Source organism: Pseudomonas sp. NY8896 (assembly GCF_039634505.1).
Genome location: NZ_CP132350.1, coordinates 397,645 through 414,620, shown reverse-complemented (window position 1 = coordinate 414,620; position 16,976 = coordinate 397,645). Strand labels below are relative to the sequence as shown.

Here is a 16,976-nt window from a genome sequence, read left to right as displayed (position 1 = left end):
CGCGAATTCGATGGTGCGTGCACCGCCCTATTCGCGGGTAAACCCGCTCCCACAGGTTCGGCGTAGCCATTACGAATCCAGATAGGTTTATACCGTGCACTCCACCGACGTGATCATCCTCGGCGCCGGCGCCGCCGGCCTGATGTGCGCCCAGCTCAGCGCCCGCCGTGGCCGCCGGGTACTGCTGCTCGACCACGCCAACAAGCCAGGCAAGAAGATCCTCATGTCCGGCGGCGGGCGCTGCAACTTCACCAACATGTACACCGAGCCAGCCAACTTCCTGTCGCAGAATGCGCACTTCTGTAAGTCGGCCCTGGCCCGCTACACCCAGTGGGACTTCATCGAGCTGGTGTGCAAACACGGCGTGGCGTACCACGAGAAGAAACTTGGCCAGCTGTTCTGCGACAACAAGGCCAGCGACATCCTCGACATGCTGCTGGCCGAATGCGACGAGGCCGGCGCCGAGATCCGCATGCACACCAGCATCGAACAGATCGAGAAGACCGAAAACGGCTACCTGCTGCAGACCAACGGCGGCCAGTTCGCCTGCCAGTCGCTGGTGATCGCCACGGGCGGCCTGTCGATTCCCACCCTGGGCGCCACCGGCTTCGGCTACCAAGTGGCGCGCCAGTTCGGCCACACGCTGCTGCCGACCCGCGCCGGGCTGGTGCCGTTCACCATCACCGAGCCCCAACTCAAGGCACTGTGCACCGAGTTGTCCGGCACCTCACTGGATTGCACCGCCAGCTGCAACGGCACCAGCTTCCGCGAGAACCTGCTGTTCACCCACCGCGGCCTGAGCGGCCCGGCAATCCTGCAGATCTCGTCGTTCTGGGAAGCCGGCGACACGGTCGAGATCAACCTGCTGCCCGACCGCGATGCGCTGACCTGGCTGCAGCAAATGCAGGCCGAACGCGCCAACGCCGAACTGAAGACCGTGCTGGGCGAAGTGTTCACCCGCAAGCTGGCCAACCTGCTGGCCGAGCAGTGGTTCGAGTCCAAGCCGATGAAGCAGTACACCCCAGCAGAGCTGGCGCAAATCGCCGAAAAGCTGGCGAACTGGCAAGTGGTGCCGGCCGGCACCGAAGGCTATCGCACCGCCGAAGTGACCTTGGGCGGCGTCGATACCCGCGAAGTGTCGTCCAAGACCATGGAGTCGCTGAAAAGCCCTGGGCTGTACTTCATCGGCGAAGTGCTGGACGTCACCGGCCACCTGGGCGGTTTCAACTTCCAGTGGGCCTGGGCATCGGCCAACGCCGCAGCGCAGTTCGTGTAGAGTAGAATCCATTCAGCAGCACGGAACGCTTCTTGCTGGCCCGTGCTGCATTGCATTCTTCGCTCACTGCCTAGCAGGCCATCATGTCATCGAGCTCGTTCCGTCAGTCACTGCGTCGCCTGTGGGGCCAAGACAAGTTCAGCTACAGCATCCGGGTCACCATCGCCCTCACCGGCAGCCTGGCCCTGTGCTGGTACCAGAACGAGATGGCCCTGCTGATTCCGCTGTTCCTCGGCATCATCGCCAGCGCCCTGGCCGAAACCGACGACAGCTGGCAAGGCCGCCTTAGCGCCTTGGCCGTTACCCTGGTGTGTTTCGCCATCGCTGCGCTGGCGGTCGAACTACTGTTCCCCTACCCCTGGGTCTTTGCCATCGCCCTGGCCCTGGCGGCGTTTGGTCTGACCATGCTTGGCGCCTTGGGCGAGCGCTATGGTGCGATTGCCTCGGCGACACTGATCACGGCGGTTTACACCATGATCGGTGTGGACCAGCGCGGCGGCCAAGTGACGGACTTCTGGCACGAGCCGCTGCTGCTGGTGGCGGGTGCGGCCTGGTACGGGCTGCTTTCAGTACTTTGGCAGGCGCTGTTTTCCAACCAGCCGGTGCAGCAGAGCCTGGCCAAGCTGTTCTACGAACTGGGCAGCTACCTCAAGCTGAAGGCCAGCCTGTTCGAACCGATCCGCACCCTCGACGTCGAGGCCCGGCGCCTGGAGCTGGCCCAACAGAATGGCAAGGTGGTGGCCGCGCTGAACGCAGCCAAGGAAATCATCCTGCACCGGGTGGGCAACAGCCAACCGAACTCGAAGGTCAGCCGTTACCTCAAGCTGTACTTCCTGGCCCAGGACATTCACGAACGGGTCAGTGCCTCGCACTACCCCTACAACGCACTGACCGAGGCGTTTTTCCACAGTGACGTGATGTTCCGCTGCCAGCGCCTGCTGCGTAAGCAGGGTTCATCCTGCCAGGAGCTGGCCCGCTCGATCCGCCTGCGCCAGCCATTCGTGCTGGCAAGCGGTTATCCCGAAGCCCTCGAGGACCTCAACGCTTCACTTGAGCACCTGCGTATCCAGAGCAACCCGGCCTGGCGTGGCCTGTTGCGCTCGCTGCGGGCGCTGGCCGCCAACCTGGCAACGCTGGACCGCCAGCTCAGTGCCGCCAGCAACCCTGACAGCCTGGCCGACGCCAGCGACAGCAGCCTGCTCGACCGCTCGCCACGCTCGCTGAAGGATGTGTGGACGCGCCTGCGCACCCAGCTCACACCGACCTCGTTGCTGTTCCGCCACGCCTTGCGCCTGCCGCTGGCGCTGTCGATCGGCTACGGCATGGTGCACCTGATTCACCCGACCCAGGGCTACTGGATCATCCTCACCACGCTGTTCGTGTGCCAGCCCAACTACGGTGCAACCCGGCGCAAGCTGGTGCAGCGCATCTTCGGCACCGCTGTCGGCCTGACGGTGGGCTGGGCCTTGTTCGACCTGTTCCCCAACCCGGTCATCCAGTCGCTGTTCGCCGTGGTCGCCGGGGTGGTGTTCTTCGTCAACCGCACCACCCGCTACACCTTGGCCACGGCCGCGATCACCCTGATGGTGCTGTTCTGCTTCAACCAGATCGGCGATGGCTACGGCCTGTTCCTGCCACGCCTGTTCGATACCCTGGTGGGCAGCCTGATCGCCATCCTTGCGGTGTTCCTGTTCTTGCCTGACTGGCAAGGGCGACGGCTGAACAAGGCGCTGGCCAATACCCTGGCCTGCGCCAGCGTGTACCTGCGCCAGATCATGCAGCAGTATGCCCATGGCAAGCGTGACGACCTGGCTTACCGCCTGGCCCGGCGCAATGCTCACAACGCCGACGCGGCACTGTCCACCACCTTGGCCAACATGCTGATGGAGCCGGGACATTTCCGTAAGGAGGCCGACGTTGGCTTCCGCTTCCTGGTGCTGTCGCACACCTTGCTCAGCTACCTCTCGGGGCTGGGCGCGCACCGCGACACGGCGTTGCCGGCGCAGGTGCAGGAGCAGTTGATCGAAGGTGCCGGGCAAAGCCTGGCCAGCAGCCTGGACGAGATCGCCAACGGTTTGGCGGCGCGGCTGCCGATCGCGATTCACAGTGATGCCGAAGAAGCACTGGCCAATGCCCTGGAGCAAATGCCGGAAGAACTGGATGAGCATCAGCGGCTGGTGCAGACGCAGTTGGCATTGATCTGCCGGCAGTTGGGGCCATTGAGGACCTTGGCGGCGCACCTGATCAAGGAAGGTGCGCCGGCCTGATTTTGCTCGATAAGCCGGTGCGGGCCTCAGAAGTCAAAAGCCATGTTGGCGCAGCAGCCGGGCATAGCTGCCATCGGCCTTCATCGCCGCAATCGCCTGCTCGAAACGCTCGACGATTCGCTGATGCTCCGGGTGCTTCAGGCTGACCAGGATGTGCAGGGTGTTTTCCCCCAACGGCGGCTCCACCAGCATCACCCCATCACGCACGTCCTGCGGCTCGCGCTGCAGGTTGTAACGCGCCACGTACTCGTCCTCCACCGCCAGGTTCACCCGCCCTGCCGCCAGCATGCGCACCGCGGAAGAGAAGTTGCGCACCGGCACCTTGTGCAGGCGAGTATCGCCGTCGAATTCTGGTGAGTAGGCGTAATCACGCACCACGGCGATGCTGTAGGGGTACAAGTCAGACTGGTGCTTGTAGTGGAACGCTTCGCCCTTGCGCTGCAGCAGGCGAATGCGGTTACTCAGATAGGCTTTGGAAAATTGCCCGATGTTGGCGCGTGAGTCGTTGTACCAGGCATTGATCAGCACGTCGTAGCGCCCTTCACCAACCCCCAGCAACGCCCGCGCCCACGGCACTTCTTCATAGCCGCTGGCGTAGCCGGCACGGGCCAATGCCGTGGTGACGATGCTGGTCGCCAGGCCGCCACCCGCCATGTTGGCATCGGTGAACGGTGGCCAGTTGTCGGCCACCAGGCGTAGCCTGTCGTGACCCGGGGCGGGTGTTGCCAGCATCATTGCCAGTAATCCCAGAACACAAAGCAGTGGCCGCATGCTCACGTCCTTTCGCAATGGGGGGCGCACACTGCCGATGAGATTACACAAAGCCGTTGCCGAGGGCAGCGGCCAATAGTGTCATTTAGCCTCTATTTTGGCCGAAGCACAGATGACGTGCGATGATCGACAGCCCATTCAAGGAGTTCGCCAATGTCCATCGACTGGCTCTGCAAGCACCACACCGACCTCGGCAAGGACCAGCTCTATGCCATTTTGCAATTGCGCACCGAAGTGTTCGTGGTCGAGCAGCGTTGCGCGTACCAGGAAGTCGATGGCCAGGACCTGAGCGGCGATACCTTGCACCTGATGGCCTGGCAGGAAGACAAGCTGGTGGCCTACCTGCGGCTGCTCGACCCGCAGTCACAGGGCGGGGACGTGGTGATCGGGCGCGTGGTGACCGCACCCGAGGCACGTGGGCAAAAGCTGGGGCACCCGTTGCTGCTCAAAGGCCTGGAAGCGGCTGAACATTGCTGGCCGGGAGTACCGGTATACCTGTCAGCGCAGGCTCATTTGCAGGGGTTTTATGCACGCCATGGGTTTGCGGTGGTGGGCGAGGAATACCTGGAAGACGACATTCCGCATATCGGGATGCGCAAGGGTTGAGCCAACCGTGTGGGAGCGGCCCTTTCGCGACACAAGGCCGCGCCCACAGGGCACTGCGGCCACCCGCTTGATCAGGGGTAACCCAGCACTTCGCGGATCTGCCGCAGGTGTCGGATGATCCACTGCTTGTCGATCGCCCCCCACTCATGGATGCGGTAATGCCCGGCGTGGTTGCGTGCGCCTTCCAGCTGCTCGAACTCGCAGACGATGTCCAGGTCGGCCAGGGCGGCGATGGTGTCCTGGGCTGTGCGCCGGGGCATGCCGGTGGCCTCCATCAGGGCGGGCACGCTGGTCGCGGTCTGGCTGTCGATCAGCCAGGCCACGTATAGGCGCCGGTAGAAGCTGCTCTTGGTCTTGCTCACTTCCATGCTGCATGTTCCTTAGAGGTTGCCCGGCAGCTCCCGGTAGGTCAGGTAGACGCGCAGGTCGAATTCCAGTTGGTGATAGTCCGGCTCCATGTGCTGGCAGAGCTGGTAGAACGCCTTGTTGTGATCGCGCTCGCGCAGGTGCGCCAGCTCGTGCACCACGATCATGCGCAAGAACTGTGGCGCGGCCTCCTTGAACAAGGAAGCAATGCGGATTTCCTTCTTCGCCTTGAGCTTGCCGCCCTGCACCCGGGACACTGCCGTGTTCAGGCCCAGGGCACGGTGGGTCAGGTCGAGGCGGCTGTCGAACAGCACCTTGTCCAGGCCCGGCGCGCTGCGCAGGTACTGCTGGCGCAGATCCTGGGCATAGCCGTACAGCGCCTTGTCGCTTTGCACGTCATGGCGGTCGGGATAGCGGCGCTGCAGGTACTCACCCAGGCGGTCACTGTCGATCATCTGCCGCACCTGCTGCTGCAGGTGCGGCGGGTAGGCTTGCAAGTAACGTAATACGGTCATGGCGCTGTAGTCGGCGTAACGAATGCCGATTCTAGCCAATCATGGCCCTGGCCAGGAGAAAATCGCCGGGAAGCCGCTGGCGTCCGCGGCAGTCATCGGATAAGCCACCAGGAAACCCTGAACGTATTCACAACCATTGGCTTTGAGCCAGGCCACCTGTGCCGGGGTTTCCACACCCTCGGCGATCACCGTGATGCTGTAGTCGGCACACAGCCCGATAACGCTGCGCACCAGGGCGGCATCCACTGCCGAGTCGGGCAAGCGCGCTACCAGGTGACGGTCGAGTTTCAAGGTGTCGATCGGCAAGTCACGCAGCATGCGCAGCGAACAGTCGCCCGCACCAAAGTCATCCAGGGCCACCCGCACGCCAAGCTCGCGCAAGCGGTGTATCTGTTTGACGGCCGCATCGATGTTGTACATCAGCGAGGTTTCCGCCACCTCCACCTCCAGCTGCGCCGGGACAAGCTGGTAAAGCTGGATGACCCGCTGCAGCTCTTCGACCAGGCCTGGCATCACGAACTGCGCGCGGCTCAGGCTGATGCCAAGCACAAGGTCTGCCGGAAAGCGTTCGTACCAGGCCTGCCGCTGGGCCGCGCCCTGGCGGTAGATCCAGCTGGCCAGGCGGTTGATCAACCGCGCCTCCTCCAGCAACGGGATGAACAGCCCCGGCGGCACATCGCCAACACTGGGGTGCTGCCAGCGCAGCAAGGCTTCGAACCCTCGCAGACGGCCATCGTTGAAGGAGACCTGCGGCTGGTACACCAAGGTGAAGTCTTGCTGCTCGATGGCCGTGCGCACACCGTCCTCAAGCATCAACCGCGAGCGCGCCCTGCCATTGAGTTCCTGATCGTAGAAGCGATATTGCTGGCGGCCGGCCCGCTTGGCCGCGTACATCGCGGCATCGGCTGCGCGTAGCAGGCCTTCTACATTGGCGCCGCAGTCCGGGTAGGTGGCGATGCCGATGCTCACCCCAAGGCATACGTCGAGCCCGTCTACCTCATGGCTGATGGAAACACGCTCGAGCAGCCGTTCGGCATAACGCCCGGCCTGCTCCGGGTAAGGCAAGCTGTCGAACAGTGCGGTGAACTCATCCCCGCCCATGCGCGCCAGCAAAGCCTCACTGCCCAGGCAGTCCTTGAGCTGCTCGGCCACCCAGCGCAACACCCGGTCGCCCGCATCATGGCCAAGCGAGTCGTTGATACGCTTGAAGCCGTCCAGGTCCATGTACATCAGCGCCTGCGCCTTGTCCGAGCGCTCGTTGCGCAACAGCGCACCTTCGGCGGCCTGATAGAAACCGCGACGGTTGAGCAGTCCGGTGAGCGGGTCGGTAATGGCTTGGTACTCCAGTTGCTGGTGCAGGTTGCGCACCACCGACATGTCCAGCACGGTCACCACCATGGCCTGCTGGTCGACGGGCAACGGTGCGCAGGACAGCGCCACCGGCACCAGTTCGCCCCCCTGTGTGCGTAGTTGGGCATCGTGTACACGGAAAATCTGGCGCCCCAGATAGGCCTGGTAGAAGTCCGATTCGCGCCACAGGCTGGCACTGGCCAGTTGCATCAGGTCGAGCAGGTGGGCGCCCTGCAGCTGCTGCACCGGGGACGACAGCAAGCGCGAGATGGCCGGGTTGGCAAAACTGATGGTGCCTTCGGCATCTACCACCAGGATGCCTTCGGCGGCATTTTCCAGGATCGACGCGTTGAAGGCCCTGGCCGCTTCCAGCTCACGGCTCAGCCGCTGCAGCATGCGACGGTTGCGCTGCTGGTCGAGCAGCGCCTGAACCTTGGGTTTGAGAATCTGCGGGTCGAACGGTTTGAACATGTAGTCCACGGCGCCGCTGGCGTAGCCTTTGAGCACGGCCGCTTCGGACTGTTCGTTGGCGGTGAGGAAAATGATCGGGGTCAGCCGGGTGCGTTGGCTGCCGCGCATCAGCCGGGCAACCTCAAAACCGTCCATTTCCGGCATCTGTACATCCAGCAGCACCAGGTCGACTTCGTGTTCAAGCAACGCACTCAAGGCTTCCATCCCCGAGCTTGCCGTCAACACTTGCCAATCCTGCCGGGCCAGCAAGGCCCGCATGCTGATCAGGTTCTCGGGGTAGTCGTCTACTACCAGAAGAACCGAGCTGCCATCCAGTGGCTGTGGTTGAGGGTGAGCGCCATCCATGCTGCTTCTCTGTTATGTGACCGACTTCAAAATACGGTTGGATCCATCAATACTCTAGACCCGAGGCTGTAACGCGCAATGCAATCAGAACGCTATCAGTGGCTCAACTGTACGGTAGCCGACTAACGGTCGGTCTGCCGAAATTATGCGCAGGCTTTCTTTGCCCATAAAAAAACCCGCATCGCTGCGGGTTTTTCAGGGCTGCCTGTCGATCAGTTGACCTTGGCGGCCAGCTCACCTTTCAGGTAACGCTGATACATGCCTTCCAGGGAGATCGGCTTGATCTTCGAGGCATTGCCAGCGGTGCCGAAGGCTTCGTAACGGGCGATGCACACGTCACGCATGGCCTTGACGGTTTCACCGAAGAACTTGCGCGGGTCAAACTCGCTCGGGTTGGTCGCCATCAGGCGGCGCATGGCACCGGTAGAGGCCAGACGCAGGTCGGTATCGATGTTGACCTTGCGCACGCCGTACTTGATGCCTTCGACGATCTCTTCGACCGGTACACCGTAGGTTTCCTTGATGTCGCCGCCGTACTGGTTGATGATCGCCAGCCACTCTTGCGGTACCGAGGACGAACCGTGCATCACCAGGTGGGTGTTGGGGATGCGCTTGTGAATTTCCTTGATGCGGTCGATGGCCAGCACGTCACCGGTAGGTGGCTTGGTGAACTTGTAGGCACCGTGACTGGTACCGATGGCAATCGCCAGGGCGTCGACCTGGGTCTTCTTGACGAAGTCGGCGGCCTCTTCCGGGTCGGTTAGCATCTGGCTGTGGTCCAGCACGCCTTCGGCGCCGATACCGTCTTCTTCACCGGCCATGCCGGTTTCCAGCGAACCCAGGCAGCCCAGCTCGCCTTCTACCGAAACGCCGCAGGCGTGCGCCATGGCAACGGTCTGCTGGGTAACGCGGACGTTGTACTCGTAGTCGGTCGGGGTCTTGCCGTCTTCACCCAGCGAGCCGTCCATCATCACCGAGCTGAAGCCCAGCTGGATCGAACGTTGGCAGACGTCAGGGCTGGTGCCGTGGTCCTGGTGCATGCACACCGGGATATGCGGGAACTCTTCGATGGCAGCCAGGATCAGGTGGCGCAGGAACGGGGCGCCGGCGTATTTGCGGGCACCGGCCGAAGCCTGGACGATCACGGGGGAATCGGTCTTGTCGGCCGCTTCCATGATGGCGCGCATCTGCTCGAGGTTGTTGACGTTGAAAGCTGGTACGCCGTAACCGAACTCGGCGGCGTGGTCCAGCATCTGGCGCATGCTAATGAGTGCCATTGTGTATCTCTCTCCCGACAAGCGTCGTTTGTTTCGTGCAAGCCTGCCGCAGGGGCGGTTGCTGTTCAAGTAGTGTGGGCCACCCTCGCGGCCCGGCCAGTCACGGTGCCTTGCAGCCCCGCCCAATCAGATCGTTGGTTGCCACCCAGTACACCAGGCCTTCTTCGCCCTTGGTGTGGAAGGCCAGCATGCCATCGCTGTACAGCGCACCCGAAGCACCCGGCTCGGACTTGAGCCGGTAGACCTGGTCACCGCCGCCAAGGCGCACGTCGACCTGGTCGCGTTGTGCATCGGCGAAGCGCCACAGCACTTCGGCCTGGGTGTCGCAGACCCAACGGGTCCAGTTGTCTGCCGGGGCGGGTTGCGCCGGCTGCAGCAGTGAGCATCCTGCCAGTGTCGCCAGGGCCGTCACGGCCAAAAGCGCTTTCATTGCATATCCTCTAGCTGACCACACAGCGGCCGCTTGGTTGCCTGAGCCGACGAAACGCCGGGTTCAAGGGCAGCCTGGCGCCTTGCGCTGGTGGTCTTCGTCGTACTTTTCCAGGCCTTCCGGGCCCACGCGCTTGCTGATGACCGGCACGGTTTCGGCCTGCCACTCGGACTGGTAGCACCCGCCCTTGGGCGGGTGCGCCGGGTCGCCATCGGAGGCCGGGCTACCCGAGCAGGCGCTCAGCAGGCCAGCCAGCATCATCACAGGCAACTGCTTGACCATCAGGCCACTCCCTTTGCCAAGCGCCGACGTCATCAGGCCTTGGCCCGCTCTTCCAGGATTGCCACCGCTGGCAGAACCTTGCCTTCGACGAATTCGAGGAAGGCACCACCCCCGGTAGAAATGTAGGAGATTTCCTTGCTGACGCCATATTTGTCGATGGCTGCCAGGGTGTCACCGCCACCGGCGATGGAAAACGCGGCGCTGTCGGCAATGGCTTTGGCCAGCACCTTGGTGCCGTTGCCGAACTGGTCGAACTCGAACACGCCGACCGGGCCGTTCCACAGGATGGTCTTCGACGACTTCAGCAGTTCGGCGAAGTTGGCTGCGGTTTGCGGGCCGATGTCCAGGATCATGTCGTCGGCGGCAACGTCGGCGATGGCCTTGACGGTGGCTTCGGCGGTTTCAGCGAATTCCTTGGCGACCACCACGTCGACTGGCAGCGGTACGCTGACCTTGGCAGCGATGGCTTTTGCAGTATCGACCAGGTCCGGCTCGTACAGCGACTTGCCCACCGGGTGCCCAGCAGCGGCCAGGAAGGTGTTGGCAATACCGCCGCCGACGATCAGCTGGTCGCAGACGTTGCTCAGGCTGTTCAGCACGTCCAGCTTGGTGGAAACCTTGGAGCCGGCAACGATGGCCGCCATCGGTTTGGCCGGGGCCTTCAGGGCCTTGCCCAGGGCATCCAGCTCGGCCGCCAGCAGCGGGCCGGCAGCAGCGACTTTGGCGAACTTGGCTACGCCATGGGTCGAACCTTCGGCGCGGTGCGCGGTGCCGAAAGCGTCCATGACGAACACATCGCACAGGGCGGCGTATTTCTGCGCCAGCTCGTCGGCGTTCTTTTTCTCGCCCTTGTTGAAGCGCACGTTCTCGAACAGCACCAGCTCACCGGCCTGTACCGAGACACCGTCCAGGTAGTCGGCAACCAGCGGCACATCACGGCCCAGGGCCTTGCTCAGGTAGTCGGCAACCGGCTTGAGGCTGTTCTCGGCAGAGAATTCGCCTTCAGTCGGGCGGCCCAGGTGCGAGCAGACCATTACCGCCGCGCCCTTCTCCAGGGCCAGCTTGATGGTCGGCAGCGCTGCCAGGATACGCGCGTCGCTGGCTACCACACCGTCCTTCACAGGCACGTTGAGGTCTTCGCGGATCAGTACGCGCTTACCTTGCAGGTCGAGGTCGGTCATCTTCAACACGGTCATGAATGCAGTCCTTCAGGGCTGTTTGTTGCGGGTTGGGTGGACGACGTGCAGAAAGTGTTCTGCAACGTCGAGCATACGGTTGGCAAAACCCCATTCGTTGTCGAACCAGGCCAGCAGGTTCACCAGGCGCGGGCCGGAAACACGAGTCTGGCTGGCATCGACGATCGCCGAATGCGGGTCATGGTTGAAATCACAGCTGGCGTGCGGCAGCTCGGTGTAGGCCAGCAGGCCTTTCAGCGGGCCTTCCAGCGCGGCCTCGCGCAGCACCCGGTTGACCTCGGCCGCGCTGGTGTCGCGGGCGGTCTGCAGGGTGATGTCCAGGCACGAGACGTTGACGGTCGGTACCCGTACCGCTTTGGCCTGGATTCGCCCGGCAAGTTCCGGGAGCAGGCGTTCGATGCCACGCGCCAGACCAGTGGACACCGGGATCACCGACTGGAAGGCCGAGCGCGTGCGGCGCAGGTCTTCGTGGTGGTAGGCGTCGATCACCGGCTGGTCGTTCATGGCCGAGTGGATGGTGGTGATCTGCACATATTCGATGCCGAACGCCTGGTCCAGCACCCGCAGCAGTGGCACGCCGCAGTTGGTGGTGCACGAGGCGTTGGACACCAGGCGCTCGCTGCCGGTCAGGCAGGCCTGGTTGATGCCATAGACCACCGTGGCGTCAACGTCGGCCTCGCTGGCCATCGGCTGCGAGAACAGCACCCGGGGCGCACCGGCATCGAGGAAGCGCTGGCCATCGGCACGGGTGTTGTAGGCACCGGAGCACTCCAGCACCAGGTCGATGCCCAGCGCGGCCCAGTCGATGCCTTCGGGGGTGGCACTGCGCATCACCTTCACGCAGTCGCCATTGATATGCAGACAGTCGCCGTCGACCTTCACCTCGCCGGGGAAACGCCCGTGGGTGGAGTCGAAGCGGGTCAGGTATTCCAAGCTGGCCTGGTCGGCCAGGTCGTTCAGCGCGACGATCTCGAAACCGGCCTTTGCCCCCCGCTCGAACAGCGCGCGCAGGACACAGCGGCCGATGCGGCCATAACCGTTGAGTGCAACTTTGTAGGGACGCAGGTGGGGCATTCGTTGGCTCGCTAACGCATGATGGCTTTTGGGGCCGCGTTGCGGCCCATCGCGACACAAGGCCGCTCCTACAGGTACCGCGGCAACATCGGGGTTGCGCGGTACCTGTAGGAGCGGCCTTGCGTCGCGATGGAGGGCGAAGCCCTCCCCTTGCACGACCTGGAGGGCGTCACTGCCCTCCATTGTTACATCAGTCTTCCAGCAGCTCTTCGGCAGTACCCAGGATGTTCTCCAGGGTGAAACCAAACTCTTCGAACAGTGCCGAAGCTGGCGCCGACTCACCGTAGGTGGTCATGCCAATGATACGACCTTCCAGGCCGACGTACTTGTACCAGAAGTCGGCGTGGGCGGCTTCGATGGCGATGCGCGCACCGACTTCCAGCGGCAGCACGGACTGCTTGTAGGCAGCGTCCTGGGCATCGAACACGCTGGTGCACGGCATGGAGACCACGCGCGCCTTGCGGCCTTGCTCGGTCAGCTTGTCGAAGGCCTGAACAGCCAGGCCCACTTCCGAACCGGTAGCGATCAGGATCAGCTCAGGCTCGCCAGCGCAGTCCTTGAGCACGTAGCCACCACGGCTGATGTCGGCGATCTGCTGGGCGTTGCGGTCCTGGTGCTGCAGGTTCTGACGCGAGAAGATCAGCGCCGAAGGGCCGTCCTTGCGCTCCAGGGCGTTTTTCCAGGACACGGCGGACTCCACCGCGTCGGCTGGGCGCCAGGTGTCCAGGTTCGGCGTGCTGCGCAGGCTGGTCAGCTGCTCGATCGGCTGGTGAGTCGGGCCGTCTTCGCCCAGGCCGATGGAGTCGTGGGTGTACACGTGGATCACGCGCTGCTTCATCAGCGCCGACATGCGCACGGCGTTGCGGGCGTATTCCATGAACATCAGGAAGGTCGCGCCGTAAGGCACCAGGCCACCGTGCAGGGCAACGCCGTTCATGATGGCGGTCATGCCGAACTCGCGCACGCCGTAGAACACGTAGTTGCCGCTGGCGTCATTGGCTTCGACACCCTTGCAACCTTTCCACAGGGTCAGGTTGGAGCCGGCCAGGTCAGCCGAGCCGCCGAGGAACTCGGGCAGCAGCGGGCCGAAAGCGTTCAGGGCGTTCTGGCTGGCTTTGCGGCTGGCGATGGTTTCGCCTTTGGCAGCCACTTCGTTGATGTAGGCCTGGGCCTTCTCGCTGAAGTCGGCCGGCAGCTCGCCGCTGTCACGGCGCTTGAACTCGGCAGCCAGCTCCGGGTAGGCCTTGGCGTAGGCGTCGAAGCGCTGGTTCCAGTCGGCTTCGGCCTTGGCACCGGCGGCCTTGGCATCCCACTCGGCATAAATGTCGGCTGGGATTTCGAACGGGCCGTGGTTCCAGTTCAGTTCCTTGCGGGCCAGGGCGATTTCGTCGTTGCCCAGCGGGGCACCGTGGCAGTCTTCCTTGCCCTGCTTGTTCGGCGAACCGAAACCGATGATGGTCTTGCAGCAGATCAGGGTCGGACGGTCGCTTTTGCGCGCCGTTTCGATGGCCATCTTGATTTCTTCGGCATCGTGGCCGTCGACGTTGCGGATCACCTGCCAGTTGTACGCCTCGAAGCGCGCCGGGGTGTTGTCGGTGAACCAGCCGTGCACTTCGCCGTCGATGGAAATGCCGTTGTCGTCGTAGAAGGCGATCAGCTTGTTCAGGCCCAGGGTGCCGGCCAGCGAGGCGACTTCGTGGGAGATACCTTCCATCATGCAGCCGTCGCCGAGGAACACGTAGGTGTTGTGGTCGACGATGTTGTGGCCGTCACGGTTGAACTGGGCAGCCAGCACTTTTTCGGCCAGGGCGAAGCCCACGGCATTGGCGATACCTTGGCCGAGCGGGCCAGTGGTGGTCTCGACGCCTGGGGTGTAGCCGTATTCCGGGTGGCCCGGGGTGCGGCTGTGCAGCTGGCGGAAGCCTTTGATGTCATCGATGGTGACGTCGTAGCCGGTCAGGTGCAGCAGCGAGTAGATCAGCATCGAGCCGTGGCCGTTGGACAGCACGAAGCGGTCACGGTCGGCGAAGCTCGGGTTGCTCGGGTTGTGCTTCAGATAGTCGCGCCAAAGCACTTCGGCGATATCCGCCATGCCCATGGGGGCACCTGGGTGGCCGCTGTTGGCCTTTTGCACGGCATCCATGCTGAGGGCACGAATGGCGTTGGCACGTTCACGACGGCTGGGCATCGCTGATCTCCTGGGGGGCTTGAATAGGTGGTGTCACGAAAAAAGGCGGCCATTTTCGCCCACTGGGGGGGCTTGGGGCAATGACGTATGGTCGCAGTCGGGGGATTTTCCTGTGATTGGCATTCAATTCGGGGCAAAACCGGGTTAGCCGCCCCGCTTATCACTCAATATCAAAACTTTTTGATATTGGCCTTGCTAGGGCATCGATGCCTGTCTAGACTGCCGCCCCATGAACCTGCGCGCGCAATCGACACCCGAGCAACGCGAAGCATTGGCCGCCCTGTGCAAAGCCAGTGGCGATGCGTTGCGCCTGAACGTATTGCGCGCCCTGGCCAACGATTCGTTCGGCGTGCTGGAACTGGCGCAGATTTTCGACATCGGCCAGTCGGGCATGAGTCACCATCTGAAGGTGCTGGCCCAGGCCGAGCTGGTGGCAACCCGGCGCGAAGGCAACGCCATCTTCTACCGCCGCGCCCTGCCTGACGGCCTGCGCCTGGGCGGTCGGCTGCATGTGGCGCTGCTCGAAGAAGTCGACGACCTGGCCCTGCCGCCCGATGTGCAGGCACGCATCGCCCAAGTGCAGCAACGCCGCGCGGCCACCAGCCAGGACTTCTTCCTGCGCGTGGAAGAGAAGTTCCGCGCCCAGCAAGACCTGATCGCCGGCCTGCCGCAGTACCGCGAAAGCCTGCTGGCGCTGCTCGACAAGCTGCATTTCGACCCGGCTGCCAGCGCGCTTGAGGTCGGCCCCGGTGACGGTGGCTTCCTGCCTGACCTGGCACGGCGCTTCGCCCAGGTCACCGCCCTGGACAACAGCCCGACCATGCTCGAACTGGCGCGCCAGGTGTGCCAGCGCGAAGGGCTCGAAAACGTGAACCTGCAGTTGGCCGATGCACTGGGTGCAACGGATGTGGCCGCCGACTGCGTTGTGCTGAACATGGTGCTGCACCATTTCAGCGACCCGGCCCTGGCCTTGCGCCAGCTGGCCAAACGGGTGAAGGCAGGCGGCAGCCTGCTGGTAACCGAACTGTGCAGCCATGACCAGGGGTGGGCGCGCGAAGCCTGCGGCGACCTGTGGCTTGGCTTTGAGCAGGACGACCTGGCGCGCTGGGCCAACGCTGCCGGGCTGGCCCATGGGGACAGCCTGTACGTGGGCTTGCGTAACGGTTTCCAGATCCAGGTCCGCCATTTCCAGCGGACGGCTGACGACATACACCATCGGTAAATTTCAGGAACCTTCGAGATGAGCGAATACTCCCTTTTCACCTCCGAGTCCGTGTCCGAAGGGCATCCGGACAAGATCGCCGACCAGATTTCGGACGCTGTCCTCGATGCCATCATCGCCCAGGACAAGTACGCCCGCGTAGCCTGCGAAACGCTGGTCAAGACCGGTGTCGCCATCATCGCCGGCGAAGTCACCACTTCGGCCTGGGTCGACCTGGAAGACCTGGTGCGCAAAGTCATCATCGACATCGGCTACAACAGCTCCGACGTCGGTTTCGACGGTGCCACCTGCGCCGTGATGAACATCATCGGCAAGCAGTCGGTAGACATCGCCCAGGGCGTGGACCGCTCCAAGCCAGAAGACCAGGGCGCCGGTGACCAGGGCCTGATGTTCGGCTACGCCAGCAACGAAACCGAAGTGCTGATGCCGGCGCCGATCTGCTTCTCGCACCGTCTGGTCGAGCGCCAGGCCGAAGCGCGCAAGTCCGGCCTGCTGCCATGGCTGCGTCCGGATGCCAAGTCGCAGGTCACCTGCCGCTACGAAAATGGCAAGGTAGTCGGCATCGACGCCGTGGTGCTGTCGACCCAGCATAACCCGGAAGTGTCGCAGAAAGACCTGCAAGAAGCCGTGATGGAGCTGATCGTCAAGCACACCCTGCCGGCCGAACTGCTGCACAAAGGCACCCAGTACCACATCAACCCGACCGGCAACTTCATCATCGGTGGCCCGGTGGGTGACTGCGGCCTGACCGGCCGCAAGATCATCGTCGACTCCTACGGCGGCATGGCCCGCCACGGGGGTGGCGCGTTCTCCGGCAAGGACCCGTCCAAGGTCGACCGCTCCGCCGCCTACGCCGGCCGCTACGTGGCCAAGAACATCGTTGCCGCCGGCCTGGCCGAGCGCTGCGAGATCCAGGTGTCGTACGCCATTGGCGTGGCCCAGCCGACCTCCATCTCGATCAACACCTTCGGCACCGGCAAGGTTTCCGACGACAAGATCATCCAGCTGGTGCGCGAGTGCTTCGACCTGCGTCCATACGCCATCACCACCATGCTCGACCTGCTGCACCCGATGTATCAGGAAACCGCTGCCTACGGTCACTTCGGCCGTACCCCGCAGCAGAAGACTGTCGGCGACGACACCTTCACCACCTTCACCTGGGAGCGCACCGACCGCGCCCAGTCGCTGCGTGACGCTGCCGGCCTGTAAGTTTCCTACAGCACCAGGCGAAAGCCCCTGCCGAGCAATCGGCAGGGGCTTTTTTGTGACATATCGGCTGACAATGGTGCTTCAGCAAGCGCCAGAGAACCTGCCTAGTCTGGGGGTTCCTACCTGCCATG

15 protein-coding genes are annotated in these 16,976 nt (G+C 63.4%); 5 read left to right on the top strand and 10 right to left on the bottom strand.

Annotation, left to right across the window (positions count from 1 at the left end):
- Positions 1-94: 94 nt before the first annotated feature.
- Positions 95-1,276: an NAD(P)/FAD-dependent oxidoreductase gene (locus tag Q9451_RS01815; protein WP_012274513.1), complete on the top strand. Its 1,182-nt coding sequence runs from the start codon at positions 95-97 to the stop codon at positions 1,274-1,276.
- An 83-nt stretch (positions 1,277-1,359) separates the two neighbouring features.
- Positions 1,360-3,543, top strand: a complete 2,184-nt coding sequence (gene yccS, locus Q9451_RS01810) for a YccS family putative transporter (protein ID WP_012274514.1) — start codon at positions 1,360-1,362, stop codon at positions 3,541-3,543.
- A 33-nt stretch (positions 3,544-3,576) separates the two neighbouring features.
- Here yccS and Q9451_RS01805 read toward each other — a convergent pair whose 3' ends face one another.
- Positions 3,577-4,314, bottom strand: coding sequence for a transporter substrate-binding domain-containing protein (locus tag Q9451_RS01805; protein WP_012274515.1), 738 nt, complete (start codon positions 4,312-4,314; stop codon positions 3,577-3,579).
- Positions 4,315-4,467: 153 nt separating this feature from the next.
- Here Q9451_RS01805 and Q9451_RS01800 point away from each other — a divergent pair, with 153 nt between their 5' ends.
- Positions 4,468-4,920, top strand: a complete 453-nt coding sequence (locus Q9451_RS01800) for a GNAT family N-acetyltransferase (RefSeq protein WP_012274516.1) — start codon at positions 4,468-4,470, stop codon at positions 4,918-4,920.
- A 71-nt stretch (positions 4,921-4,991) separates the two neighbouring features.
- Here Q9451_RS01800 and Q9451_RS01795 read toward each other — a convergent pair whose 3' ends face one another.
- The 9 genes from Q9451_RS01795 to tkt all read right to left on the bottom strand — a co-directional run bounded on the left by Q9451_RS01795 (position 4,992) and on the right by tkt (position 14,414).
- The gene (locus tag Q9451_RS01795; RefSeq protein ID WP_012274517.1) at positions 4,992-5,288 is read right to left on the bottom strand and encodes a winged helix-turn-helix domain-containing protein; all 297 of its coding nucleotides are present in this window, start codon (positions 5,286-5,288) and stop codon (positions 4,992-4,994) included.
- A gap of 12 nt (positions 5,289-5,300) precedes the next feature.
- A complete protein-coding gene (locus Q9451_RS01790) occupies positions 5,301-5,801 on the bottom strand; it encodes a M48 family metallopeptidase (RefSeq protein WP_041166610.1) in 501 nt (166 codons plus the stop codon).
- A gap of 39 nt (positions 5,802-5,840) precedes the next feature.
- Entirely contained in the window at positions 5,841-7,967 is a 2,127-nt protein-coding gene (locus Q9451_RS01785; protein WP_012274519.1) for an EAL domain-containing protein, read from the bottom strand.
- A gap of 212 nt (positions 7,968-8,179) precedes the next feature.
- On the bottom strand, positions 8,180-9,244 hold the full coding sequence (gene fba / locus Q9451_RS01780) for a class II fructose-bisphosphate aldolase (RefSeq protein ID WP_012274520.1): 1,065 nt from the start codon (positions 9,242-9,244) through the stop codon (positions 8,180-8,182).
- Between the two features lie 100 nt (positions 9,245-9,344).
- Entirely contained in the window at positions 9,345-9,674 is a 330-nt protein-coding gene (locus Q9451_RS01775) for an MliC family protein (RefSeq protein WP_012274521.1), read from the bottom strand.
- 63 nt (positions 9,675-9,737) lie between these two features.
- The gene (locus Q9451_RS01770) at positions 9,738-9,989 is read right to left on the bottom strand and encodes a hypothetical protein (RefSeq protein ID WP_016489511.1); all 252 of its coding nucleotides are present in this window, start codon (positions 9,987-9,989) and stop codon (positions 9,738-9,740) included.
- Positions 9,989-11,152, bottom strand: a complete 1,164-nt coding sequence (locus Q9451_RS01765) for a phosphoglycerate kinase (protein WP_345960886.1) — start codon at positions 11,150-11,152, stop codon at positions 9,989-9,991. The genes Q9451_RS01770 and Q9451_RS01765 overlap by 1 nt, the downstream gene beginning before the upstream one ends.
- Positions 11,153-11,164: 12 nt before the next feature.
- Entirely contained in the window at positions 11,165-12,226 is a 1,062-nt protein-coding gene (epd, locus tag Q9451_RS01760; RefSeq protein ID WP_012274524.1) for an erythrose-4-phosphate dehydrogenase, read from the bottom strand.
- Between the two features lie 190 nt (positions 12,227-12,416).
- Positions 12,417-14,414 carry a transketolase gene (gene tkt, locus Q9451_RS01755; protein WP_012274525.1) on the bottom strand — a complete coding sequence of 666 codons (1,998 nt, stop codon included), beginning with the start codon at positions 14,412-14,414 and terminating at the stop codon, positions 12,417-12,419.
- A 229-nt stretch (positions 14,415-14,643) separates the two neighbouring features.
- On the opposite strand from tkt, the gene Q9451_RS01750 reads away from it, so the two are divergent.
- Together Q9451_RS01750 and metK are read left to right on the top strand one after the other, a co-directional pair.
- Entirely contained in the window at positions 14,644-15,636 is a 993-nt protein-coding gene (locus Q9451_RS01750) for a metalloregulator ArsR/SmtB family transcription factor (protein ID WP_012274526.1), read from the top strand.
- Positions 15,637-15,654: 18 nt separating this feature from the next.
- A complete protein-coding gene (gene metK / locus Q9451_RS01745; protein WP_003249375.1) occupies positions 15,655-16,845 on the top strand; it encodes a methionine adenosyltransferase in 1,191 nt (396 codons plus the stop codon).
- Positions 16,846-16,976 lie beyond the last annotated feature (131 nt).

Coding starts and splice junctions, on each gene's coding strand:
- yccS (WP_012274514.1), top strand. CDS start 1,360: ATGTCATCGAGCTCGTTCCGTCAGTCACTGCGTCGCCTGTGGGGCCAA.
- Q9451_RS01805 (WP_012274515.1), bottom strand. CDS start 4,314: ATGCGGCCACTGCTTTGTGTTCTGGGATTACTGGCAATGATGCTGGCA.
- Q9451_RS01800 (WP_012274516.1), top strand. CDS start 4,468: ATGTCCATCGACTGGCTCTGCAAGCACCACACCGACCTCGGCAAGGAC.
- Q9451_RS01795 (WP_012274517.1), bottom strand. CDS start 5,288: ATGGAAGTGAGCAAGACCAAGAGCAGCTTCTACCGGCGCCTATACGTG.
- Q9451_RS01790 (WP_041166610.1), bottom strand. CDS start 5,801: ATGACCGTATTACGTTACTTGCAAGCCTACCCGCCGCACCTGCAGCAG.
- Q9451_RS01785 (WP_012274519.1), bottom strand. CDS start 7,967: ATGGATGGCGCTCACCCTCAACCACAGCCACTGGATGGCAGCTCGGTT.
- fba (WP_012274520.1), bottom strand. CDS start 9,244: ATGGCACTCATTAGCATGCGCCAGATGCTGGACCACGCCGCCGAGTTC.
- Q9451_RS01775 (WP_012274521.1), bottom strand. CDS start 9,674: ATGAAAGCGCTTTTGGCCGTGACGGCCCTGGCGACACTGGCAGGATGC.
- Q9451_RS01770 (WP_016489511.1), bottom strand. CDS start 9,989: ATGACGTCGGCGCTTGGCAAAGGGAGTGGCCTGATGGTCAAGCAGTTG.
- Q9451_RS01765 (WP_345960886.1), bottom strand. CDS start 11,152: ATGACCGTGTTGAAGATGACCGACCTCGACCTGCAAGGTAAGCGCGTA.
- epd (WP_012274524.1), bottom strand. CDS start 12,226: ATGCCCCACCTGCGTCCCTACAAAGTTGCACTCAACGGTTATGGCCGC.
- tkt (WP_012274525.1), bottom strand. CDS start 14,414: ATGCCCAGCCGTCGTGAACGTGCCAACGCCATTCGTGCCCTCAGCATG.
- Q9451_RS01750 (WP_012274526.1), top strand. CDS start 14,644: ATGAACCTGCGCGCGCAATCGACACCCGAGCAACGCGAAGCATTGGCC.
- metK (WP_003249375.1), top strand. CDS start 15,655: ATGAGCGAATACTCCCTTTTCACCTCCGAGTCCGTGTCCGAAGGGCAT.